The sequence below is a fragment of the Serratia sp. JSRIV004 genome, assembly GCF_019968705.1.
Taxonomy (GTDB): Bacteria; Pseudomonadota; Gammaproteobacteria; order Enterobacterales; family Enterobacteriaceae; genus Chania; species Chania fonticola_B.
The window spans coordinates 3,896,846-3,918,818 of the sequence record NZ_CP074140.1; the positions used below are offsets into that span (position 1 = coordinate 3,896,846).

A 21,973-nucleotide genomic window follows, 5' to 3' on the forward strand; every position below is an offset into this window, starting at 1 on the left:
ACCTGATATCAGGCATTTTTCAGCATCCAGTCGATCTCGGTTTCCGTCACCAACCGTTCAAACTGCATCAGTTCCCCCATTTTGCAGGCGTGATAAACCTGTGAAAAGCGTTCGCCGAGGTAGTGCGTCAGTTCGTGCTGATGCTCGAATTCGTACAGGGCATCGCTTTGGCGGATCGGGAACGGTAGCCCCTCCTGTTCCAAACCGTTGCCGGTCACTGGCTCAGGCAGCGGTAATTCGGTGTCCAGCCCGTACAGCATCCCCGCCAGGATAGTCGCCACCACCAGATAAGGGTTGGCATCGGCACCGGCAACGCGGTACTCCACGCGGTGGTTCTGCGCATCGCCACAGGGAATACGTAACGCCACGGTACGGTTGTTATGCCCCCAGGACGCCTGGACCGGCACATACATCCCCGGCTGGAAACGGCGGAACGCATTCACGTTGGGCGCCAGCACCGCCATCGATGCGGGCATCAAGGCGATCATCCCGGCTAATGTCCGCTTAAGCAGCGCCGAGTCTTCGCCATCCGCTTCGGCAAACAGGTTTTTCCCCGCACTGTCTACCACGCTGAGATGGACGTGCATGCCACTTCCCGCGTAATCCTCATAAGGTTTCGCCATAAAGGTGGCATGCATATGGTGATGTTCGGCCACTTGGCGCACCAACCGCTTCAGCGCCAGCGCATGATCGCAGGCTTGCAGCACGTTGTCGGTATGATTCAGGTTCACCTCGAACTGGCCGGGGGAAGCTTCAGCCACCGCGCCATCCGCCGGTAGCCCTTGCATCTGTGCCAATGTGTCGATGTCGTTGAGCACCCCAGCAAAATGGTTGAGGTTATCCAGCGAATAGACCTGGCTCTGTACGTTGCGCTCCTGGGTGCCCGGTGCGCACGGAGGCTGCAGATAACCTTCCGAGTCTCGCTGTCGATCGATGAGATAAAACTCCAGCTCTACCGCTACCACCGGGAACAGTCCGCGCTGGCGCAACGCCTGCCATATTCGGTTCAGTACATTGCGGGGTTCAACGTCAAAGGGAGTACCATCTTCATCCAGCATGGTCAGCAGCACCTGACCGATATGTTGCGGATCCGCCGCCGACGGCGTCAGCGTACCGGGCACGGGCATGCAGATCCGATCCGGCTCGCCCAGTTCCTGCCCCAACCCGGCCTCTTCCACCACGTTGCCCAAAATGTCCATAGCGAACACCGAAGCGGGGAAATAGCAGCCTTTTTCAACTTTTTTCAGCCCGGAGACGGGAATGCGTTTACCGCGGAAGGAACCATTGAGATCGGTGAGAAGGATATCGATATACTGCGTGGCAGGGTGGCGTTCCAAATAGTGAGCAACCTCACTTTGGAACGCGCTACTTCGCCTTTCTTCATTATGCTGTGCAAAATCTTCTACTACTGCGCTATTGGTTTGCATACATCACCTGCCGTTGTGCTCTTGGGAATGCCTTCGCATCCGCTTGCCGATTGACTTAACACATGGTCTGATTTCTCTGTAGAGTGCGCCACAGGCTGGCGCTCAAAATAACACCCATAATATGAAACATAGCTTTAACATAAATGGTTTGCAAATGTTACAATGGCGTTTGATTATTCGCCAGGGACTGCTAAATTGATAAAATATTGACCGAAAAGGCGTTGTTTGCGCTTTGTTGGTACGGAATTTCTTCCGCCAGACCAGGGGGAAACATGGGCAATATATTTTCCAACGGCCGCCCAACAACCGATATCATGTGGTTTCGATATCACTTAGACAGGTACCCGGCTCCGGGTGTGATCCCAACCTGTCGCTCCTATCAGAAGGAACTACCGCTATGAGCGAAGTCAGCTTGGCACCAGGCAAGCGCCTGTCGCAGATCCGTCAGCACTTGGGTTTGTCACAGCGCAGGGTCGCCGAACTGTCCGGATTAACCCACAGCGCCATCAGCACCATTGAGCAGGACAAAGTCAGCCCTGCCATCAGTACGCTGCAGAAACTGCTGAAGGTCTATGGGCTATCGCTGTCTGAATTTTTTGCTGAACCTGAACGGCCAGATGAACCCAAAGTGGTGATCGAGCCGGACGATCTGATCGAGATCGGCAGCCAGGGCGTTTCGATGAAGCTGGTGCATAACGGCAGCCCTACCCGCAGCCTGGCCATGATGCTGGAGACCTATCAACCGGGCACCACCACCGGTGAGAAGATCAAACATCAAGGCGAAGAGATCGGCACGCTACTGGAAGGAGAGATCATGCTGACGGTCAATGGCCAGACCTATCTGCTGACCGCTGGCCAGAGCTATGCCATCAACACCGGCATGCCCCACAGCTTCAGCAATACCTCAACGCGCGTTTGCAAGATCGTCAGCGCGCATACCCCAACCACCTTCTGACAAGACCCGCCGGAGGAGTGATGATGGAACATGTTGCCAGCTATTATGCCGCCAGCGCCAACCCCCATGCTCCTTATCCCCAGTTGAACGAGGCTATCCGCTGCGATGTCTGCATCGTCGGTGGCGGTTTTAGCGGCCTCTCCAGCGCCCTGCACCTGACCGAGGCCGGTTACGACGTGGTGGTGCTGGAAGCCGCCCGCATCGGTTGGGGAGCCAGTGGGCGCAACGGTGGGCAGGTGGTGAACTCCTACAGCCGCGATATCGATGTGATCGAGGCTCGCTACGGCCAGCAAACTGCAGCCATGCTCGGCAGCATGATGTTTGAAGGGGCGGAGATCATTCGCCAGCGTATCGATCGCTACGCCATCGCCTGTGACTATCGCCCCGGAGCGGTTTCTGCCGCCTTAACCACCAAACAATTTAACGCGCTAACGGAAAAAATGGCGCATTGGCAGCGTTATGGCCACCAGCAACTGGAACTGCTGGACGGGGAAACCATGCGCCGCACCGTGGCCAGCGAACGCTATGTCGGCGGGCTGCTGGATCGCCAAGGTGGCCATTTGCATCCGTTAAATCTGGCGCTGGGTGAAGCCGAAGCGGTACGCCGCCACGGCGGGCGGCTGTTTGAACAATCGGCGGTCACCCATATCGATTATGGTCAGCCCGCCACACTACACACTGCTCTTGGCTCCGTCAGCGCAAGCTTGGTGATCCTGGCAGGCAACGCCTATCTGGGGGAAAAGCTGGAACCCCGCCTCGGCCGCCTGAGTATGCCCTGCGGCTCGCAAATCATCGCCACCGAACCTTTATCTGCGGATATGGCTCTATCGCTGCTGCCCGATAATTACTGCGTTGAAGACTGCAACTATCTGCTGGATTACTTTCGCCTGACGGCAGACAACCGTTTGTTATACGGCGGTGGCGTGGTCTATGGCGCACAGGATCCAGCAGATATCGAAGCCAGGATCCGGCCCTTGATGCTCAAAACCTTCCCGCAGTTGAAGAAGGTGCGCATCGATTACCGCTGGACCGGCAATTTCCTGCTGACCCTGTCGCGCATGCCACAGTTTGGCCGCCTGGAAAATAACGTTTACTACCTGCAAGGCGACAGCGGCCACGGCGTGACCTTGACCCATCTGGCAGGCAAACTGATTGCCGAAGTGCTGCGCGGCGACGCGGAACGCTTTGACGCATTCGCTCAACTCCCCCATTTGCCGTTCTTCGGTGGCCGCCATTTACGGGTGCCATTTACCGCCCTAGGTGCCGCCTACTATGCCCTGCGCGATCGCTTAGGGTTCTGATCCCGCTTTTTATCTACGTTATGCCATTTTGCATGTTGCAAAAATGGCAATTCATGTTACAAAAGAGTTTCTTTAGCCGTCTATACATCCAAATGAATTTCACGTTGCCGCCACCACGCCGCGATTTGAAACACGAGGGGCGCAACGTCTTCAGCCAAACTATGCCGACCAATACCGCTTCACGCCTGGAGATGCGCAATATCTCCATCGCCTTTGCCGGGTTCAACGCTCTGCAAAACGTCGATTTTACGCTGCAAGGCGGTTCAACCCATGCGCTGGTGGGAGCCAACGGCGCGGGCAAATCCACGCTGATGGGCATTCTCTCCGGCGCGCATAACCATTACCAGGGTGAAATTTTTATCGACGGCCAAAAGGTCGATATTCATTCGCCGCTGCAGGCCCGCCAGCACGGGATCCAGGTGGTGCAGCAGGAGGTGGATGTAGCGCTGATCCCCACGCTGTCCGTCGCGGAAAACATCATGCTGGACTGGCTCAATCAGCCGGGCCATCTGCTGAACTGGCGGCAGTTGCATCGCCAGGCTGCCGCGCTGTTGCAGCAGCTTGGGCTGAATATCAACCCACGCCAACGCCTGGAAGCCTGTACGTTGGCGGAGAAACAGCAGGTGCTGCTAGCTCGGGCGCTATCCCACCGCTGCCGTTTTCTGGTGCTTGATGAGCCGACGGCTCCGCTGGACAGCAATGAGAGCGAACGCCTGTTCCACATCGTGCGCCGCCTGCGCGCCGAAGGCATCGGCATCGTGTTTATTTCCCATCGTATCCACGAATTGAAAACCGTCTGTGATCATTTGACGGTCCTGCGCGACGGTCGCCATGCCGGTGAAAGCAGCATGCAGGGCCTGAGCGGTGAACAGATCGTCGAAAAAATGCTGGGCCATTCGCTGGACGATATCTTCCCTGCCCCCCGCCCACAGCACGGCTCGCGCCCGTTGCTACGGGTAGAGGGATTGCACGATCGCCATAAACTGCGTGACGTTTCTTTAACCCTGCATCAAGGGGAGATCCTAGGCATTGCCGGGCTGGCGGGCGCAGGAAAAACCGAGCTTTGCAAAGCGTTGTTCGGCGCAACCCCCAGTAAATTGACGCAGGGAGAGCTGCGCGGCAAACCTTGGGCACCGCATTCACCGCATCTTTCGGTAGAACAAGGCCTGGCGCTGGTGCCGGAAGAGCGCCGCAAGGAGGGCATTTTTATCCACGAAGCCGTCCCAATGAACCTGAGCGTCAGTGCCGATGACAGCTTCTCCCGCTGGAGCCTGTTCAGCCGCCGCCAGGAACTGCGCTGGGCCTTAGAGATAATGCAACGGCTTGGCGTACGGGCCTCCGGCCCACAGCAAAAGCTGGCCCGCCTGTCGGGCGGCAATCAGCAAAAAGTGGCGATCGGCAAATGGTTACGTGGCAACGCCGAGGTGCTGATCTTTGACGAACCCACCAAAGGCGTAGATATCAAGGCCAAACAGGATCTGTTCCGGCTGATCGACGGTTTGGCTCGTGACGGCAAAGGCATTATCTATGCTTCCGGCGAGTTTTCCGAGCTGGTGGGCCTGTGCGATCGCATCTGCGTATTATGGGATGGCCGCGTAGTGGCGGAGCTCAACGCCGCCGATATTGATGAAGAAACCCTGTTACTGTATTCCACCGGAGGAACTCCTGCGTGAGTAAAGCATTGTCCCTGAAAAGCGTTCTGCCCTGGCGCCACCAACTGTTTGAGTTTTTGTATAAATGGGGGATGTTGCTCACCGTTGTCGCCTTGATCGCGCTGTTTGGCCTGGCTTCCGACAATTTCCTCGAAGCCAACAACATCATCAACATTCTGCGTTCGATCGCCATCGTGACGGTGATTGCCATTGGCGTGTCGATCTCACTCTCGGTGGGCGGCTTCGATCTCTCCGTCGGTTCTACGGCGTCGTTGGCTAATGCGTTGGTGATTTCGTTGTTTGCCTGGTACGGCTTCGGCACTACCGGTGCCATCGTGCTGACGCTGCTGCTGTGTACGCTGGTCGGCCTGTTCAATGCCTTTTTGATCGTGGTGCTAAAGATCCCCGATATGCTCGCCACGCTCGCCAGCCTGTTCGTTATCCAGGGCGTGGCCATGACCTACAGCTACGGCGGCTCCATCACCCAGAATATGGTGCTGCCGAACGGGGATATGGCCGAAGGCGTGATCCCAGAGGTGTTTTCCTCTCTGGGGCAGGTGCCGGTGATCGTGCTGATTATGCTGGCGGTGACGGTGATCATGCAGCTTTTCCTGTCGCTGACCAAGCATGGCCGCCGGATGTATGCCATCGGCGGTAACCCGGAGGCCGCCCGGCTTTCCGGTATCCGCACGGTACGTTACAGGGTTACCGCATACGTGCTTTCTTCGCTGCTGGCGGGCCTTGGCGGCATTTTGCTGGCGTCACGTATCGGTTCCTCACAGGTTAACGCCGGAGGCGGTTACCTGATGGATGCGGTAGCGGCGGCCTATATCGGTTTCTCCCTGGCGGGCTCCGGCAAACCTAATGCGCTGGGTACCCTGGTTGGCGCGATTATCCTGGGCGTATTGCAAAACGGCTTGGTGATGCTCTCCGTGCCCTACTACGCTATGGATATCATTAAAGGGCTGGTGCTGGCATTGGCACTGGCGATCACCTACATCCAAAAACGCTAATCCACCCGGCGCACCACCGCGCTGCGCCGGGCTATCCCCCCTTTTCCCCGGGTTTGAATCTATTACCGAACAAATATACAAATGATAGTTGTTATCATTTGTATTTACATTCATGACGATTTCCTTACAATGGCCTGACGTTTTCCTCACGCAACGAAAATTCTCGCGGCAGCGTGAAAACATATTCTTTTAAATCAAACAACTAACAGGAAAACCTGTTGACCTCGGACGGGAATATTTAACCCATGGAAAAGCCAAGCTATAACACTTTAACCGCGTTAATCCTCGCATCACTCGCCAGCGGCAGCGCTCTGGCACAAACAGAAGATACCATGGTGGTCACCGCCTCCGGTTTCCAGCAAAGAATTCAAGACTCGCCAGCCACCATATCGGTGATCCCTCGCCAACAGCTAGAAACCCGCGCGTACCGCGACGTCACCGATGCGTTGAAAGACGTGCCGGGCGTGGTGGTAACCGGCGGTGCCAGCAGCAGCGACATCAGTATTCGTGGGATGTCCTCTAAATACACGCTGATCCTGATCGATGGTAAACGCGTCGATACCCGTGGCACCCGCCCTAACAGCGACAACGCCGGTATCGAGCAAGGTTGGCTGCCGCCATTGCAGGCTATTGAACGCATTGAAGTGGTACGCGGGCCAATGTCTTCTCTCTATGGCTCCGATGCCATGGGTGGGGTGATCAACATCATCACGCGCAAAACCTCCACCACTAAAGACTGGGTTGGCTCCCTGCAAGGCGATGCCACCATTCAGGAAGACCGGGATTCCGGTGATATTTACCAGACCAACGCCTACGCCTCTGGCCCGCTGATCGATGGGCTGCTTGGCCTGCGGGTGAATGGTCTGTTCTCCCATCGTGGGGAAGACCACTTTACCAATGGCTTTAACGAACAGCGTATGCGCAGCGGCACGGCGGTATTCAGCCTGACGCCGGATGAGAAAAACGATTTTGATTTCGAAATCGGTCGTTCCCTGCAAGATCGTAACAGTACGCCGGGTAAGTCCGTAGCAGCAGAAAAATGTAAAAAAGGCGTTTGTACGCCGAACAACCCCAGCGACAACCTGTATACCCGTAATAACTACTCGATCACCCATAACGGCTATTACGACTTTGGTAACAGCACCAGCTACGTTCAACGGGAAGAGACCAATAACCCCGGACGCAACATGAAGCTGTACAACACCATCTTCAACACCCAGACCCAATTTGATCTTGGTTCCCACATGCTGAACCTCGGTGGGCAATACCGTTACGAGAAACTGAATGACGGTGGCAACCAGCTTAAGGCGGCTGACGGTCTGGACCAACTGACCCGCTGGAGTTGGGCACTGTTCGCCGAAGATGAATGGGCGCTGACCAACGATTTTAGCCTGACCACTGGCATCCGTATGGATCGCGATCAGAACTACGGCAGCCACTGGACACCGCGCATGTACGGCGTGTGGCACCTGACAGAGATGTGGACCGTGAAAGGCGGGGTTTCTGCGGGTTATCGCTCGCCGGACCTGCGCCAGTCCTCTGCCAACTGGGGCCAGATCACCGGCGGTGGCGTGAGCAACGGCATCATCGTGGGTAACCCGAATCTGAAGCCAGAGAAAAGCATCAGTGAAGAGGTCGGCATCCTGTGGGATAACCAGCAGGGGCTGAACGCAGGCATTACCCTGTACAATACCGATTTCAAAGACAAAATCACCGAAGTTCGCCGCTGTAACAGTTCAGAGGATCCGGCCTGCACCATCGGTGACGAGCACTATGATTTCGTCAGTGACCGCGTCAACGTGGATAAAGCCAATATGCGTGGTATCGAAGTGACCGCCGGTTGGCAGATCACCGAAGACTGGAAGCTGAGCACCAACTACACCTTTACCGAGTCTGAACAAAAGAGCGGTGAGTTCCAGGGCAAGGCGCTGAACCAGATGCCGAAGCACATGATCAATGGCGTGCTGGATTGGCAAGCCACCGAGGATCTCGGCCTGTGGTCACGCGTTAACTTCCGCAGCGAAACCTCGGAATACCTGAGCCGCACCTCCATGGCGGTCAGCACGCCATCCTATACTTTTGTTGATGCCGGGGTGAGTTACCAGGCGCTGAAAAACCTGCAGCTTAGCGGCGGGGTTTACAACATTCTGGATAAAACCGTGGATTACGAGCACTACAATACCACGCTGGATGGCCGTCGTTATACCGTGGGCATGACTTACAACTTCTGATTGCCAAACAGAGTTTGTACCAAGGGGCTGCCATCGTGCGGCCCTTTTTTTGTTTGGTTTTTAGCTGGGGGGATTTTTGAGGGGGGGGAGAAAGGGGCGGGAACCCGCCCCGTCTAGAACTAATCGCTTACTTATCAGGGTTCCATTTCGGGAATTCCATTTCGCTGTACTTCACCACTTTGGTGCCGCGCGTCAGCTTATAACCGAACCAGATAATCAGGAACAGTGGAATACCGATGTAGGTTGCCGTCACGCCGTACCAGTCGATACGGTCCGCCAGGAAGGCCTGATAGTTCTGCCCCAGCGTGATGATCAAGCACAGCACGAAGGCAAACATTGGCCCCAACGGGAAGAAACCGGATTGATACGGCAGATCGCTCAGGCTATTCCCTTGCATCACATAGCCGCGACGGAAACGGTAGTGGCTGATGGCGATCCCCAACCAGGCGATAAAGCCGGTCATGCCCGAGGTATTAAGCAGCCACAGATAAACGGACTGATTACCAAACATCGAGCTAAGGAAGCACAGCGCCGCTACAACGGTGGTGGCATACAGCGCATTACGTGGCACTCCACCTTTTGACAGCTTGGCGAAAATACGTGGCGCCTTACCTTCCGAAGCCAGCGTGAACAGCATACGGGTTGAGGCATACATCCCGGAGTTACCCGCAGAGAGTACCGCCGTCAGGATCACCGCGTTCATCACCGCCGCCGCAGAGAGCAGGCCAGCATGTTCGAATACCAGCGTGAACGGGCTGACGCTGATGTCTTTCACGTCATTGCGTAACAGGCTCGGATCGGTATAAGGAATGATCAGGCTGATAATCAGGATCGCGAAGATATAGAACAACAGAATACGCCAGAACACCTGACGCACCGCGCGTGGAATGTTCTTGCCCGGATCTTCCGACTCGCCCGCCGCGATACCGATCAGCTCGGTGCCCTGGAACGAGAAGCCGACGATCATTGCCACGCCAATCATGGCCGAGAAGCCACCGGCAAACGGTGCATCGCCGATCGTCCAGTTATGCCAACCGGCATTTTCACCGCCCTTCAAGATACCGAAGATCATCAGTACGCCAAGGACGATAAAGATAATTACCGTGCTCACCTTGATCAGCGAGAACCAGTATTCCGCTTCACCGAAGCCTTTGACCGAGATGTAGTTAAGCAAGAACATCAGGCCAAGGAACAGGGCGCTCCAGATCCAGCCTGGCGTGTCTGGGAACCAATAGTTCATCACCAACTGTGACGCTACCAGGTCGACCGCAATGGTCACCGCCCAGTTGTACCAGTAGTTCCAGCCCAGCGCAAAGCCGAAGCCTTCTTCAACATACTTGGCACCATAGGTGGAAAACGATCCTGAAACCGGCATAAACGCCGCCAGTTCACCCAGGCTGGTCATCAGGAAATACACCATCAGACCAATCAATGCATAGGAGAGTAACGCGCCACCTGGGCCTGCCTGGGAAACCGTTGCGCCAGAGGCAACAAACAGGCCGGTACCGATGGAACCGCCAATGGCAATCATGGTTAAATGCCGCGCTTTCAGCTCGCGGCGTAATCCGGGTGCTTTCTGCCCCGCTGTTTTTATATCCTGCTGAGCCATTCTTACCCTATCTGCTCGTCAAAAATGAGGGCCGGATTGTAACAAATACCCGCCAGCGAACTAGTAACATTGCCCTGATATAAGATAGCTTCATAATCCGCCGCCAATTATTAGCAGCGGCCCTAATGATGACTTTATGCGATCTTGTCCGGTTTTTGCCCAACGCAATAGCTCAAGAAACGCTGTAGCGCATTGGAAATGTGCTTTTGCCGATGATGGATCAGATACAACGTGCGCATCAATGGCGGTAGAGGAATGCTCAGTTCCACCAATACACCGCTAGCCAACTGTTCTTCCACTACGCGACGTGACAGGCAACTGATGCCGATGCCGTGGCGCACTGCATGCTTGATCGCTTCCGAGTTGCCCAACTCCATCACCAACTGGAAGTTTGGCAGGTGCGCCAGCAGCAGATGATCCAGTACTTCCCGCGTGCCAGACCCACGCTCCCGCAGGATCCAAGGGGCGCTGGCCAGCGTTGCCAGGGTCACCGGTTGCTGTAACAATGGGTTATCCGGCGCGGCAAACACCACCAGTTCATCTTCAAGCCACGGCTGGGTGACCAACTCAGGCATGTGGCACGGCCCTTCGATCAGCCCCAAATCGACTCGAAAATCGGCTACCGCAACAATCACCTCCTGACTATTGCCCACGTTCAGTTCCAACGCTGTAGCAGGAAAATCTTTGCGATAGTGGGCGATCATCTCTGGCAGCATATAGTTGCCGATGGTGCTGCTGGCGGCGATGCGTAACGCGCCGCTGTCATGCAGGAACAGTTGTTCTATTTCCCCAGCCTGCTCCAACAGAGCCAGCGCTTTGGGGTATAGCAAGCGGCCATGTTCGTTGATCACCAGGCGTTTACCCACGCGATCGAACAACAACACCTTCAGTTGCCCTTCCAGATCGGCCAGCGCCGCGCTGACTGCCGATTGTGATAAAGCCAATACCACTGAGGCCTGAGTGGTGGATCCGCTTTTCAGCACCTCGGTAAAAACTTCCAGTTGGCGCAAAGTGATATGCATAACAGCCTCGACATAAAGAGAATGGTCAGACAAAACCATTAAAATGAAAACACCAAAAATCAGTTACACGGCATTGGTAAGCTTACTGCCCTGCCTTATAAGGTTATCACGTTTACAGGATTAGGCTTGGCGGAGTAGCCGACCGTCCAGCCGATCAACCACTTATTCCGATAAGTTATAAATATATAATCAATTTCTCTTTTAGGTCACCTGCTTTTATCATTGCACTCAGGAATTTAGCAGAGGACAGAATAATCATGGCGAGTCACAGCACTCATACCTATCCCGAACAGCGTTTTCCGCTGTTTGGACTACCACGGTTGATACCAGGCTTACTGCTGACCGGCGCGCTGACCGCGTTTTCGGTCTGGGCGGGCGATGTTCCCTGGGTTGCCGGGTTGGGATTAGGCGCCCTGACGCTGGCGATCCTGTGCGGCATCCTGATCGGCAACACTCTTTATCCCTGGTTGCAGCCTAGCTGCCATAGCGGCGTACAGCTGGCCAAACAGCGGCTGCTACGCCTGGGGATCATTCTTTATGGCTTTCGTTTAACCTTCCAGCAAATTGCCGACGTGGGGGCCAGCGGGATCATTATCGATGCCCTGACCCTGAGCAGCACTTTCTTGCTGGCCTGCTGGTTGGGTAAAAAAGTGTTCGGCCTCGACAGCCAAACCACCATGCTGATCGGTGCCGGTAGCAGCATCTGCGGAGCCGCGGCCGTAATGGCCACCGAGCCGGTGCTGAAGGCAGACTCCAGTAAGGTTGCCGTCGCAGTCTCTACCGTAGTGGTGTTTGGTACGCTGGCGATCTTTGCCTATCCGTGGCTGTATCAACTCAATGAGCACTTCCAGTGGCTGCCGTTGACGCAGGAAACCTTCGGCATCTACGCTGGCTCGACAATCCATGAGGTGGCTCAGGTGGTTGCTGCTGGCCATGCCATCGGCCCAGATGCGGAAAACGCGGCGGTGATCTCCAAGATGATCCGCGTCATGATGTTAGCCCCGTTCCTGCTGTTGCTGTCTGGCTATATCAGCCGCCGGGCCGGTAACGGCAGCAAGAGTGAAAAATCGGCCATCACCATTCCGTGGTTTGCTGTGCTGTTTATCGCCGTTGCCGGGCTGAACTCGTTCAACCTGATCCCGGCTTCGCTGGTACAGCATCTGATCACCATCGACACCTGGATGCTGGCCATGGCAATGGCCGCTTTAGGGCTGACCACCCACATTAGTGCGGTACGTCAGGCGGGTGTGAAACCCATTCTGCTGGCAACGCTGCTGTTTGTCTGGCTGATCGTTGGCGGCGGTGCCATCAACCTGTTGGTGCAGCACCTGTTGTAATCCCCCCTCTTCAGGCCCGAGCTTTCGGGCCTGCTTGTTTTACCCCCACCATTCAATCCTTCGCTTATCAATGCCATAATGGCAGCGTTAACACAGGAGAATGAAAATGAAGTTTGTCGGTGCACACGTCAGCGCTTCTGGCGGCGTAGATCAGGCCGTGATCCGCGCACACGAATTAGAGGCGACCGCATTCGCCCTGTTCACTAAAAATCAGCGTCAATGGAAGGCTGCCCCGCTGCCTGCCGACGTGATAGACAAGTTTAAAAGTGCCTGCGCACAGTACGGCTACGGCCCAGGGCAAATCCTGCCGCATGACAGCTATCTGATTAACCTTGGCCATCCGGTAACGGAAGCGCTGGAGAAGTCCCGTGAGGCGTTTCTTGATGAGATGCAACGCTGTGAGCAACTGGGGCTGACGCTGCTGAACTTCCACCCGGGCAGCCACCTGATGCAGATAGATGAGGATAAGTGCCTGGCAAGGATCGCCGAGTCGATCAACATCGTGCTGGATAAAACCCACGGCGTCACCGCCGTGATCGAGAATACCGCCGGGCAAGGCAGCAATCTGGGGTTCAAATTTGAACATCTGGCGGCGATCATCGACGGTGTAGAAGACAAGAGCCGCGTCGGTGTCTGTATTGATACCTGTCATGCCTTCGCCGCCGGTTACGATCTGCGTACCGAAGAAGATTGCCAGAAGACGTTTAAAGAGCTGGGCGACGTGGTGGGCTTTAATTACCTGCGCGGTATGCATCTTAACGATGCCAAGAGCGAGTTTGGCAGCCGCGTTGACCGCCACCACAGCCTGGGTGAAGGCAATATTGGTAAGACCGTGTTCAGCTATATCATGCGCGACGAGCGCTTCGATAACATCCCGCTGATCCTGGAGACGGTGAACCCGGATATCTGGGCCGAGGAAATTGCCTGGCTGAAGGCGCAGCAGTAATTTTTCTGCAGACATAAAAAAGCCGGCATTTTTCAGATGCCGGCTTTTTATTGCGTGGTTGCCGTTATGCCACCGTGGCTACCGGCGCTTCAGAACGTTTAAGGACCGCATAGGCCACGCCCGCCAGCAGGGTACCCGCCACAATCGCCAGCAGATACAGCAGCACCGGCGAGATAGCACCAGGGATCAACAGCACGAACAGCCCACCGTGTGGTGCCATCAGTTTTGCACCGAAGGCCATCGACAGTGCACCTGTCAGGGCTCCACCTGCGATACAGCACGGCAGAACGCGCATTGGGTCACGGGCAGCAAACGGAATTGCCCCTTCAGTGATAAAACACAGGCCCAACACCAACGCGGCCTTGCCCCCTTCCTGCTCGGACTTCTCGAACTTGCGACGAGCCAGAATGGTCGCCAGCCCCATCGCCAGCGGTGGCACCATACCTGCCGCCATAATCGCTGCCATAGGTGCGTAGACCGAAGAACTCAACAGCGCTACACCAAAGGCATAGGCCGCCTTGTTAACCGGACCACCCATATCGGTACACATCATTGCACCGAGGATTGCGCCCAGCAATACCGCGTTGGCGGTGCCCAGCGATTGCAACCAGTTGGTCAGGCCAACCATGATTTTGGCAACGGGTGTGCCCACTACGTAAATCATGATCAAACCGGTGATCAGGCTGGCAACCAGCGGAATAATCAGGATCGGCTTGAGCGCTTCCATACTCGGTGGCAAACGCAACTTACCGCTGATGGCCTTGGCCACGTAACCCGCCAGGAAACCGGCAATGATACCGCCAAGGAAACCCGCACCGGTGCTAACTGCCAACATACCGCCGATCAGGCCCGGCGTCAGGCCAGGACGATCCGCAATGGAGAACGCGATGTAGCCCGCCAGAACCGGCACCATCAGCGCAAAGGCCGAACCACCACCGATCTGCATCAGCGCCGCAGCCAGCGTCCCTTTGACTTCAAACGCCTTGATACCAAACACGAACGACAGCGCAATACACAGACCGCCCGCCACCACCATCGGCAGCATGTAAGACACGCCGGTCAGCAGGTGGCGATAAGGCCCTGCGCTCTCTTTCTTCTTGCCTGAGCTCGCGGTGCTGCCACTTTTTTGCGGTTGGAAAATCTCGGCTTCTACCTGTGCCTTATCCAGCTCCTGCGCGGTTTTCTTCAACGCCAAACCGGTCGAGGTGCGGTACATCGGCTTGCCGGCAAACTTGTCCAGATCCACTTCGATATCTGCCGCGACAATCACCAGATCGGCCGCCGCCACTTCTTCTGGGGTGATCGCATTCCCGGCACCGACGGAACCGCGGGTTTCAACCTTCACCCACCAGCCACGTTTCTTGGCTTCGCTCTCGATGGCTTCGGCCGCCATAAAGGTATGCGCAACGCCGGTCGGGCAAGCGGTAACGGCAACAATGCGTTTCGGACCGGCGGATTTTGCCGGTGCTACCGTCTGGGCCGGAGCCTGATACGGTTTGGCTTGCGCCTGTGCCGTGGCCAGGAAGGCTTCAGGCTCACGCACCGCGTGTTCCACATCTCCGATATAAACCTGTTTGCCGTTCAGCTCAGCGTCAGCAGGTGCAGCAACACCAGCCACTACCACCAGTTCGGCCTCGTTGGCCGTATTAACCAGCGTCAGGCCGGTTTTGGCCGCAGCGGCCTCAAGCATGCGTTTCGCCAGGTGGCTACGAGCCTGCCCGAGCGAACTGTCTATCATCAGCAGCGTTTTCATTCTGACTCCTGCGATTAGTTAAAGGGTTTCAGATCGACGCGCGCCATCATCGCGGCCAACTGCGGGCGATCGGTGATGCCAACGTTGCTCTGGCTCACCGCCAGGGCAGCCACGGCAGTGGCCAAGCGCAAGGTATGCTCGCTGGATTCACGCATCAGCAGGCCGTAAATCAGGCCGCCGACCATGGAATCACCAGCCCCCACGGTGCTGACCACCTCACAGGCTGGCGGTTTGGCGATCCAGGCGCCGGAGGCGTTAACCCACAGCGCGCCTTCAGCACCCAGTGAGATCACCACGTGGGCAATGCCCTGTTCACGCAGGGCGTGAGCGGCTTCCACTACATCTTCCAACTTCGGCAGGGGTTTGCCTGCCCAGATTTCCAGTTCACGACGGTTAGGTTTTACCAACCACGGCGAGGCTTTCAGCCCAGCCACCAGCGCTTCACGGCTGCTGTCAAAAATGATGCACGGACACTGCGCACGCAGGCGGGTCATCCACTCGGTGAAGGCTTCCGGAGCAACCCCGGCAGGCAAGCTACCGCTGACCGCTACCATGTCGAACTGGCCCAGCCAGCTCAGGGAATCCACCACAAAGCGTTCCCAATCCTGGGGCGTCACTTCAAAACCGGAGAAGTTGAAATCGGTCACTTCACCGTCTTTCTCCGTCAGCTTAACGTTGATACGTGTACGCCCAGGGACCACCTGGAAACGGTTGGCAATGCCCAAATCGCTGAACAGCAGTTGGAAACCATCCTGGTTATCTTTACCAAGGAAACCGCCAACGGTGACGTCGATACCCAAGTCTTTCAGTACCTTGGCAACGTTGATCCCTTTACCTGCCGCATGGAGACCGGCGGTTCTTACCAGGTTAACCTCACTCCGTTCGATCTCCGGGCAAAAGCCCACCAAATCGTAAGCCGGATTCAGGGTTATGGTGGCTACTCTTCTGCTCATGCTGCACCCTCGCCAAGACCTTCACTGATGGCTTCGCCGATGGCTTTCAGCGCTGCTTCAGCATCGTCACCACTGGCGGTAAAGCGCAGGTGATGACCTTTTTTCACTCCCAGTGCCACAACCTTCATCAGGCTGCGGCCGTTAGCCGGTTTACCGCTGCCGTCGAGATTGGTAACGGTAATTTCACTGGAGAACTGTTTGATTACGTTGACCAGCGCAGTGCCTGGGCGGGCATGCAGGCCATGCTCATTGCGCACCACGTATTCCGCACTCAGCACCGCGCTCTCTTCGGCAACTTCGCTGGTCAGTAACGCCAGCACGCCCACCGCATCAGCGTTCAGCAAGCGTTCAGCTTTTTGGCTCACTAACAGATCGCTTAAGTAGTTCAGCACCGTCAGCGGTTGTTGATCGGCGACGGCGACGGTCAATAACAACGCGACCTTTTCGCCCTCTTCATCAAACGCCTGTGCCGGGCGGCTGACGGTAGCGGCGCTGGTCAGGTTGCCTTCAGTGCTGTCACTCAACCAGATCCCCTGCCCCAGATTCAGCGGCTTGCGGGTGATCACATCGCTGACAAACTGGGCGTTAACCGCACCGATTTTTTGCAGACGGCCCGCGTTCAACGCTTGCAGCGTCATCAGCGAATCAGCGGCCACATCAAGAGCAATCAATGAGGCATCAAACTTGAATTCAGCCGCCAGTTTCTCGCCCATCAGCAAACTGCGCAGTTCTTCAGCTGAAGTCGTTTTTGCCAGCTGTTCGGCGACGCTGTCATCACTGAGCACGTGCGTGAGCTGACGCAGTAGCGCCAGGTGTTCATCGGAACGCGCGGCAATACCGATCACCACATAGGCCGTCTGGCCTTCGCCCCACTCGATACCCTGTGGAAACTGGAATACCTGAACACCGGTGTTCAGCACCAGATCGCGGGTATCTGTAGTGCCATGTGGAATGGCGATGCCGTTGCCCAGATAAGTAGAGGTTTGCAGCTCGCGCTGCAGCATGCCGTCAACATAGGCGGCGCTGACGCATCCGGCGGAGGTAAGCGCTGCCGCTACCTGCCGGATGGCTTCCTGTTTGCCGCTAGCGGCAGCTCCCAGGTGAATATCTTGCTGTGACAACTGGAACATGGTTCTCCTCTCCTGCTGAATTGAATCGTTTCAGCCAAGTTAAGAAAAAGGAGCGTTACCCATCGCCTAACCAGGCCATCGATGACGCTGAAACGTTTCAATGAGTGTGTGAGCAGCTATCACCGAAAGCAAGTTTTCTCGATCTCCGCGTGATAGTTTTTTGACCTTACGCACACTTTTCTGGCTAAAACCCCCTTCCACGGGGGAAAATGGCATACTGTGCTGAAACAGTGCTGAAGGAAGATAACAACATGGTTGCCACCGGTATCGGGGTCATAATCGTTAACGCTCAAGGGCAAATCCTGCTGGGGAAACGCTGCAGCACCCATGCCCCTTTTTGGTCTATCCCTGGGGGGCATCTGGACGCGGGGGAAACCTTTGAACAGTGCGCCCAACGCGAAATTGCCGAAGAGACCGGGTTGCAGATAGCTCCGCCAACCTTTATTGGCGTCAGCAATAATCTGCAAACCTGGCGGGCAGAGGGAAAACATACGGTGTCGATCTGTATGCTGGTTCAGCATCCAGGAGGAGAAGCCGAGCTGAAAGAGCCGGAAAAATGTGCCGAATGGCGCTGGTGTTCCCCGCACGACCTGCCGGAGCCCCACTTTGAAGCGAGCAGAACGGCGATCCACCTTTGGTTGAGCCAACAGGTATATCTGCCGATATTGTGACGTTATTCCCTCCTATTTTTTCCCCTGTTCATCAAAGCATATCGCTATATAAATTAGAATATAACGCTACATTATTACTCAATCACTCTACTTTTCGCTGTAAATACCCCTAAGGTATTAGGTTTCTTTTGCGAAAATACCTATACTAATTCAGGTGTTTTTGACCTGGTGTCGAAACCTTTTTGGCAAGTTTTTCCTTGGTATTTCATAACTATAAGTGGGTTCAATATGAGCAAAAAACAAGCTGGCTTTGAAAAGCGACGCCGGTGGGGATGGCTATGGATTTTAGTGATCGGGATTATTCTCGGTGCCGCACTGCTGGCGGGGACCGCAACGGTCTTCCATAAAACCAGCGATACCGCCTTCTGTGTCTCCTGCCACACCATGCAACAACCTCTGGCCGAATATCAAGGCAGTGTCCACTTCCAGAACGCCAAGGGGATCCGCGCGGAATGTGCCGATTGCCACGTCCCTCATGAGCCACTCGATTACCTGTGGACCAAGATCCGTGCGGTGAAAGACATTTACGGCGAAATGACCGGCAAAATCGACACCCCGGAAAAATACGAAGCCCATAAGCTGGCCATGGCACAATCGGTCTGGAAAACGTTGAAAGAAAACGATTCAGCCACTTGCCGTTCTTGCCATAGCTTCGATGCCATGGATATCACCGCCCAGCGTCCTGAAGCCCGTATTCAGCATCCGGTGGCCATCAAGCAAGGTGAAACCTGTATCGACTGCCATAAAGGCGTAGCGCATATCCTGCCGGATATGAGCGGTGCCGCACAGGCCGGTGCTGCCGAACTGGCAAAAGCCGCGGCGGAAACCTCACCAACAGCAACCACGCTGTTTACCATCGCTACCGAACCGTTCTTCCTGAAAGCCGACGATACGCATAATGCCGGTAACCTGATGCCTTCAACCGAAGTTCACGTCGTGAAACAGGAAGGTGACAAGGTGCTGGTAGACGTTAGCGGCTGGCAACAGGATGGCGTCAGTGAAGTCTTCTACGCAGCACAAGGTAAACGTATCCTCAGCGTTCTGCTGGGCGAAGACGCGCGTAAACTGCTGAAAACCGGCAGCACCATGACCGATGCCGAAACCGGCCTGGTCTGGCATCAGGTGTCTCTGCAGGTCTGGTTGCCACGTAAGCAACTGATCGACGATCAGCAGAAAATCTGGCGTTACACCGCCGATATGATGTCCGCCAACTGTACCGGCTGCCACGGCCTGACCGCCCTTGATCGCTTCAACGCCAACCAGTGGATCGGCGTGATTAAAGGTATGGCTCCTCGCACCTCGCTGTCGCAAGAACAACTGCGCGTTCTGACGCAGTACGTTCAGAAACATGCCAGCGATATGCAACCTGCCACACCGGCCAAAAGTTAAGGGAGAAGCGAAATGAGCAAGTACCAACAACAACCATTGGCCATGAGCCGCCGTCGTTTCCTGACCGGTGCCAGCGCCCTGGCCGCCGTGCCTCTGTTTGCGGGTCTGTGGCCTAAATCAGCATTGGCGGAAGCCATCAGCCAGGCATTGCCACAGTTCGTGGCCCTACGCCAGGCGCAGAAGGGCATCCTGACCGGTGCGCACTGGGGCGCATTTGAAGCCATCGTGCAAGACGGAAAAATGGTCGGCGTGTTGCCGGTCAAAGACGACCCTTACCCGAACGATCTGATCACCATGGCCCCCCACCAGGTCCATGCGGAAAACCGTATCAAGTATCCAATGGTACGTAAAAGCTGGTTGGAAGGCGGCCCTGGCAGCCGTACCGAGCTGCGCGGCAACGATGAATGGGTGCGCGTCAGTTGGGATAAGGCTATCGATCTGGTCGGTAACGAAATCATCCGTTTGCAAAAAGATCACGGCCCTCAGTCAATTTATGCCGGTTCTTACGGCTGGAAAAGCGTGGGCATGCTGCACAACAGCCGTACCCTGCTGCAACGCCTGATGAACCTGAGCGGCGGCTTCCTTGGCTATGCAGGTGACTATTCTACCGGTGCTGCACAGGTGATCATGTCACACGTGATGGGGTCAATGGAGGTTTACGAACAGCAAACTGCCTGGCCAAACGTCATCGACAACAGCCAACTGGTGATCCTGTGGGGCTGTAACCCGATGGTTACGCTGAAAAACAGCTGGAACGTGCCAGACCACGTCGGCCAGACCGGCTTTGAGGCGCTGAAGAAGAAAGGCACCCGCATCATCAGCATCGATCCGGTGCACAGTGACAGTGCCAAATATGTCGGCGCACAGTGGATCGCTCCGCGTCCGTACACCGACAGCGCGATGCTGATCGGTATCGCCCACACCCTGTTGACCGAAAAGCTGCATAACCCGGACTTCCTGAAAACCTACACCGTGGGCTTCGACAAGTTCCAGGCCTATCTGCTGGGTGAAACCGACGGTACGCCGAAAACTGCCGAGTGGGCTGCCGATATCAGCGGCGTTGATGCCGAAGTGCTGCGCCAGTTGGCGCGCGATATGGCAAAACAGCGCACCATGATCATGGGCGGCTGGGGGATCCAGCGTCAGCATCACGGTGAGCAGCAGCACTGGTTGCTGGTGACCGTGGCGGCCATGCTTGGCCAGATCGGCCTGCCGGGCGGCGGCTTTGGCTTTAGCTATCACTACTCTTCCGGCGGTAGCCCAACGGCTAAAGGCGGCATCCTCTCCGGTATCTCTGCGGGGAATGCACCGAAGAATTCACCAACGCCAATCCCGGTGGCTCGTATCGCCGAGTGCCTGACCAACCCAGGCAAGACCATTCACTTCAATGGGACCGATGTTACCTACCCAGACGTGAAGATGGTGTACGTGGCCGGTGGTAATACCTTCCACCAGCATCAGGATACCAACAATCTGGTCAAAGCCTGGCAGCGGCCGGAAACCATCGTGGTTAACGAACCGTACTGGACGGCCACCGCCAAGCATGCGGATATCGTGCTGCCTGCGACCACCAGCTATGAGCGTAACGATCTGGAGATGGGCGGCGACTACTCGCAGCTGTATGTCTTCCCGATGCATCAGTGCGTGCCGCCGCAGCATGAGTCACGCAACGACTTCGATATCTTCGCCGCTCTGGCCGCCAAGCTGGGCGTACTGGATGCCTTTACCGAAGGCAAAGACGAAACCCAGTGGCTGAAAGGCATGTACGACGACATGAAGTTGCAGGCCCGCGCCGCCCGCGTTGCCCTGCCGCCGTTTGACATGTTCTGGGCGTCGAACAACTACATTCGTTTCCCGATCCCGCAGGAAAACAAACAGTGGGTACGTTTCGCCGATTACCGTGAAAACCCGCTGCTTAATCCATTGGGGACTCCGTCCGGCAAGATTGAGATCTATTCCGATGCCATCTCGAAGATGGAGTATCTGGATTGCAAAGGTATCCCGACCTGGATGCCGCCGCATGAATGGTACCGTGGCCCAGAGGCAGCCAAATACCCGCTGTCACTGAATACCGCGCACCCGACCAACCGCCTGCACTCACAGCTGGACAACACGCCGCTGCGTAAGAAGTATGCGGTGGCCGACCGTGAAGCGATCTTGATCCATCCAGAGGATGCCAAATCGCGCAACATCACCAACGGCGATTTGGTGCGGGCGTTTAACGACCGTGGGCAGATCCTGGTTGGCGCTATTGTCAGCGAGGATGTGCGCCCAGGTGCAGTGCGGATCAGCGAAGGTGCCTGGTACGATCCGGCCGATCCGTCAACGCCGGGGTCAATCTGTAAGAACGGCAACGTCAACTGCCTGACTTTCGATATTGGCTCATCCAATCTGGCACAGGGCAACTGTGGCCAGATGGCACAGCTGGAAATTGAGAAATATCAGGGCGAAGTGCTGAAGAATACCGCGCACGACGTTCCTGCTGGCGCATAACCGCTAGCCACCAGCGCAGGGTGATGGTGACATCGCCCTGCGCTTTTCCTGCCGACAGAGACAATGTATTTACCCTTTCCTTGATTGAAAC

General features: G+C 56.0%; 16 protein-coding genes. 10 read left to right on the forward strand and 6 right to left on the reverse strand.

Annotated features, from left to right (window positions below; genetic code table 11):
• Window positions 1–8: 8 nt before the first annotated feature.
• Window positions 9–1,427, reverse strand: a complete 1,419-nt coding sequence (locus KGP21_RS18740; RefSeq protein WP_094981620.1) for a glutamine synthetase family protein — start codon at window positions 1,425–1,427, stop codon at window positions 9–11.
• 397 nt (window positions 1,428–1,824) lie between these two features.
• Here KGP21_RS18740 and puuR point away from each other — a divergent pair, with 397 nt between their 5' ends.
• The 5 genes from puuR to KGP21_RS18765 all read left to right on the forward strand — a co-directional run bounded on the left by puuR (window position 1,825) and on the right by KGP21_RS18765 (window position 8,579).
• Entirely contained in the window at window positions 1,825–2,382 is a 558-nt protein-coding gene (gene puuR, locus KGP21_RS18745) for an HTH-type transcriptional regulator PuuR (protein WP_021805845.1), read from the forward strand.
• 20 nt (window positions 2,383–2,402) lie between these two features.
• Window positions 2,403–3,683, forward strand: coding sequence for an FAD-binding oxidoreductase (locus tag KGP21_RS18750; RefSeq protein WP_223500024.1), 1,281 nt, complete (start codon window positions 2,403–2,405; stop codon window positions 3,681–3,683).
• Window positions 3,684–3,844: 161 nt separating this feature from the next.
• Complete coding sequence (locus KGP21_RS18755) at window positions 3,845–5,356, forward strand: sugar ABC transporter ATP-binding protein (protein ID WP_037375584.1); 1,512 nt, start codon at window positions 3,845–3,847, stop codon at window positions 5,354–5,356.
• A complete protein-coding gene (locus KGP21_RS18760; protein WP_037375450.1) occupies window positions 5,353–6,348 on the forward strand; it encodes an ABC transporter permease in 996 nt (331 codons plus the stop codon). Before KGP21_RS18755 ends, KGP21_RS18760 begins: the two co-directional genes overlap by 4 nt.
• A gap of 245 nt (window positions 6,349–6,593) precedes the next feature.
• Window positions 6,594–8,579: a ligand-gated channel protein gene (locus KGP21_RS18765; RefSeq protein WP_094981622.1), complete on the forward strand. Its 1,986-nt coding sequence runs from the start codon at window positions 6,594–6,596 to the stop codon at window positions 8,577–8,579.
• Between the two features lie 127 nt (window positions 8,580–8,706).
• Here KGP21_RS18765 and KGP21_RS18770 read toward each other — a convergent pair whose 3' ends face one another.
• Both KGP21_RS18770 and yieE read right to left on the reverse strand, forming a co-directional pair.
• The gene (locus KGP21_RS18770) at window positions 8,707–10,188 is read right to left on the reverse strand and encodes an amino acid permease (RefSeq protein WP_021805848.1); all 1,482 of its coding nucleotides are present in this window, start codon (window positions 10,186–10,188) and stop codon (window positions 8,707–8,709) included.
• Between the two features lie 134 nt (window positions 10,189–10,322).
• The gene (gene yieE / locus KGP21_RS18775) at window positions 10,323–11,210 is read right to left on the reverse strand and encodes a DNA-binding transcriptional regulator YeiE (protein ID WP_021805849.1); all 888 of its coding nucleotides are present in this window, start codon (window positions 11,208–11,210) and stop codon (window positions 10,323–10,325) included.
• 257 nt (window positions 11,211–11,467) lie between these two features.
• Between yieE and KGP21_RS18780 the strand changes: the two genes are divergently transcribed.
• On the forward strand, window positions 11,468–12,547 hold the full coding sequence (locus KGP21_RS18780; RefSeq protein WP_223536001.1) for a YeiH family protein: 1,080 nt from the start codon (window positions 11,468–11,470) through the stop codon (window positions 12,545–12,547).
• A 106-nt stretch (window positions 12,548–12,653) separates the two neighbouring features.
• Entirely contained in the window at window positions 12,654–13,493 is an 840-nt protein-coding gene (nfo, locus tag KGP21_RS18785; RefSeq protein ID WP_094981625.1) for a deoxyribonuclease IV, read from the forward strand.
• A 64-nt stretch (window positions 13,494–13,557) separates the two neighbouring features.
• Here the strand turns inward: nfo and fruA are convergent, their stop codons facing one another.
• The 3 genes from fruA to fruB are packed head-to-tail and all read right to left on the reverse strand — an operon-like array spanning window position 13,558 to window position 17,329.
• Window positions 13,558–15,246: a PTS fructose transporter subunit IIBC gene (gene fruA / locus KGP21_RS18790; RefSeq protein ID WP_021805852.1), complete on the reverse strand. Its 1,689-nt coding sequence runs from the start codon at window positions 15,244–15,246 to the stop codon at window positions 13,558–13,560.
• A gap of 14 nt (window positions 15,247–15,260) precedes the next feature.
• On the reverse strand, window positions 15,261–16,199 hold the full coding sequence (fruK, locus tag KGP21_RS18795; RefSeq protein ID WP_223536003.1) for a 1-phosphofructokinase: 939 nt from the start codon (window positions 16,197–16,199) through the stop codon (window positions 15,261–15,263).
• Complete coding sequence (gene fruB / locus KGP21_RS18800; RefSeq protein ID WP_024484971.1) at window positions 16,196–17,329, reverse strand: fused PTS fructose transporter subunit IIA/HPr protein; 1,134 nt, start codon at window positions 17,327–17,329, stop codon at window positions 16,196–16,198. The genes fruK and fruB overlap by 4 nt, the downstream gene beginning before the upstream one ends.
• 209 nt (window positions 17,330–17,538) lie before the next feature.
• Between fruB and KGP21_RS18805 the strand changes: the two genes are divergently transcribed.
• The 3 genes from KGP21_RS18805 to torA all read left to right on the forward strand — a co-directional run bounded on the left by KGP21_RS18805 (window position 17,539) and on the right by torA (window position 21,882).
• On the forward strand, window positions 17,539–18,000 hold the full coding sequence (locus tag KGP21_RS18805; protein ID WP_024528058.1) for an NUDIX domain-containing protein: 462 nt from the start codon (window positions 17,539–17,541) through the stop codon (window positions 17,998–18,000).
• Between the two features lie 228 nt (window positions 18,001–18,228).
• On the forward strand, window positions 18,229–19,389 hold the full coding sequence (locus KGP21_RS18810; protein ID WP_024528057.1) for a NapC/NirT family cytochrome c: 1,161 nt from the start codon (window positions 18,229–18,231) through the stop codon (window positions 19,387–19,389).
• A 12-nt stretch (window positions 19,390–19,401) separates the two neighbouring features.
• Entirely contained in the window at window positions 19,402–21,882 is a 2,481-nt protein-coding gene (gene torA / locus KGP21_RS18815; protein WP_021805857.1) for a trimethylamine-N-oxide reductase TorA, read from the forward strand.
• Window positions 21,883–21,973: the final 91 nt, after the last annotated feature.

Bases quoted from the DNA above. Each gene is read 5' to 3' on its own strand.
- KGP21_RS18740 (WP_094981620.1), bottom strand. From the start codon at position 1,427: ATGCAAACCAATAGCGCAGTAGTAGAAGATTTTGCACAGCATAATGAA.
- puuR (WP_021805845.1), top strand. From the start codon at position 1,825: ATGAGCGAAGTCAGCTTGGCACCAGGCAAGCGCCTGTCGCAGATCCGT.
- KGP21_RS18750 (WP_223500024.1), top strand. From the start codon at position 2,403: ATGATGGAACATGTTGCCAGCTATTATGCCGCCAGCGCCAACCCCCAT.
- KGP21_RS18755 (WP_037375584.1), top strand. From the start codon at position 3,845: ATGCCGACCAATACCGCTTCACGCCTGGAGATGCGCAATATCTCCATC.
- KGP21_RS18765 (WP_094981622.1), top strand. From the start codon at position 6,594: ATGGAAAAGCCAAGCTATAACACTTTAACCGCGTTAATCCTCGCATCA.
- KGP21_RS18770 (WP_021805848.1), bottom strand. From the start codon at position 10,188: ATGGCTCAGCAGGATATAAAAACAGCGGGGCAGAAAGCACCCGGATTA.
- yieE (WP_021805849.1), bottom strand. From the start codon at position 11,210: ATGCATATCACTTTGCGCCAACTGGAAGTTTTTACCGAGGTGCTGAAA.
- KGP21_RS18780 (WP_223536001.1), top strand. From the start codon at position 11,468: ATGGCGAGTCACAGCACTCATACCTATCCCGAACAGCGTTTTCCGCTG.
- nfo (WP_094981625.1), top strand. From the start codon at position 12,654: ATGAAGTTTGTCGGTGCACACGTCAGCGCTTCTGGCGGCGTAGATCAG.
- fruA (WP_021805852.1), bottom strand. From the start codon at position 15,246: ATGAAAACGCTGCTGATGATAGACAGTTCGCTCGGGCAGGCTCGTAGC.
- fruK (WP_223536003.1), bottom strand. From the start codon at position 16,199: ATGAGCAGAAGAGTAGCCACCATAACCCTGAATCCGGCTTACGATTTG.
- fruB (WP_024484971.1), bottom strand. From the start codon at position 17,329: ATGTTCCAGTTGTCACAGCAAGATATTCACCTGGGAGCTGCCGCTAGC.
- KGP21_RS18805 (WP_024528058.1), top strand. From the start codon at position 17,539: ATGGCATACTGTGCTGAAACAGTGCTGAAGGAAGATAACAACATGGTT.
- KGP21_RS18810 (WP_024528057.1), top strand. From the start codon at position 18,229: ATGAGCAAAAAACAAGCTGGCTTTGAAAAGCGACGCCGGTGGGGATGG.
- torA (WP_021805857.1), top strand. From the start codon at position 19,402: ATGAGCAAGTACCAACAACAACCATTGGCCATGAGCCGCCGTCGTTTC.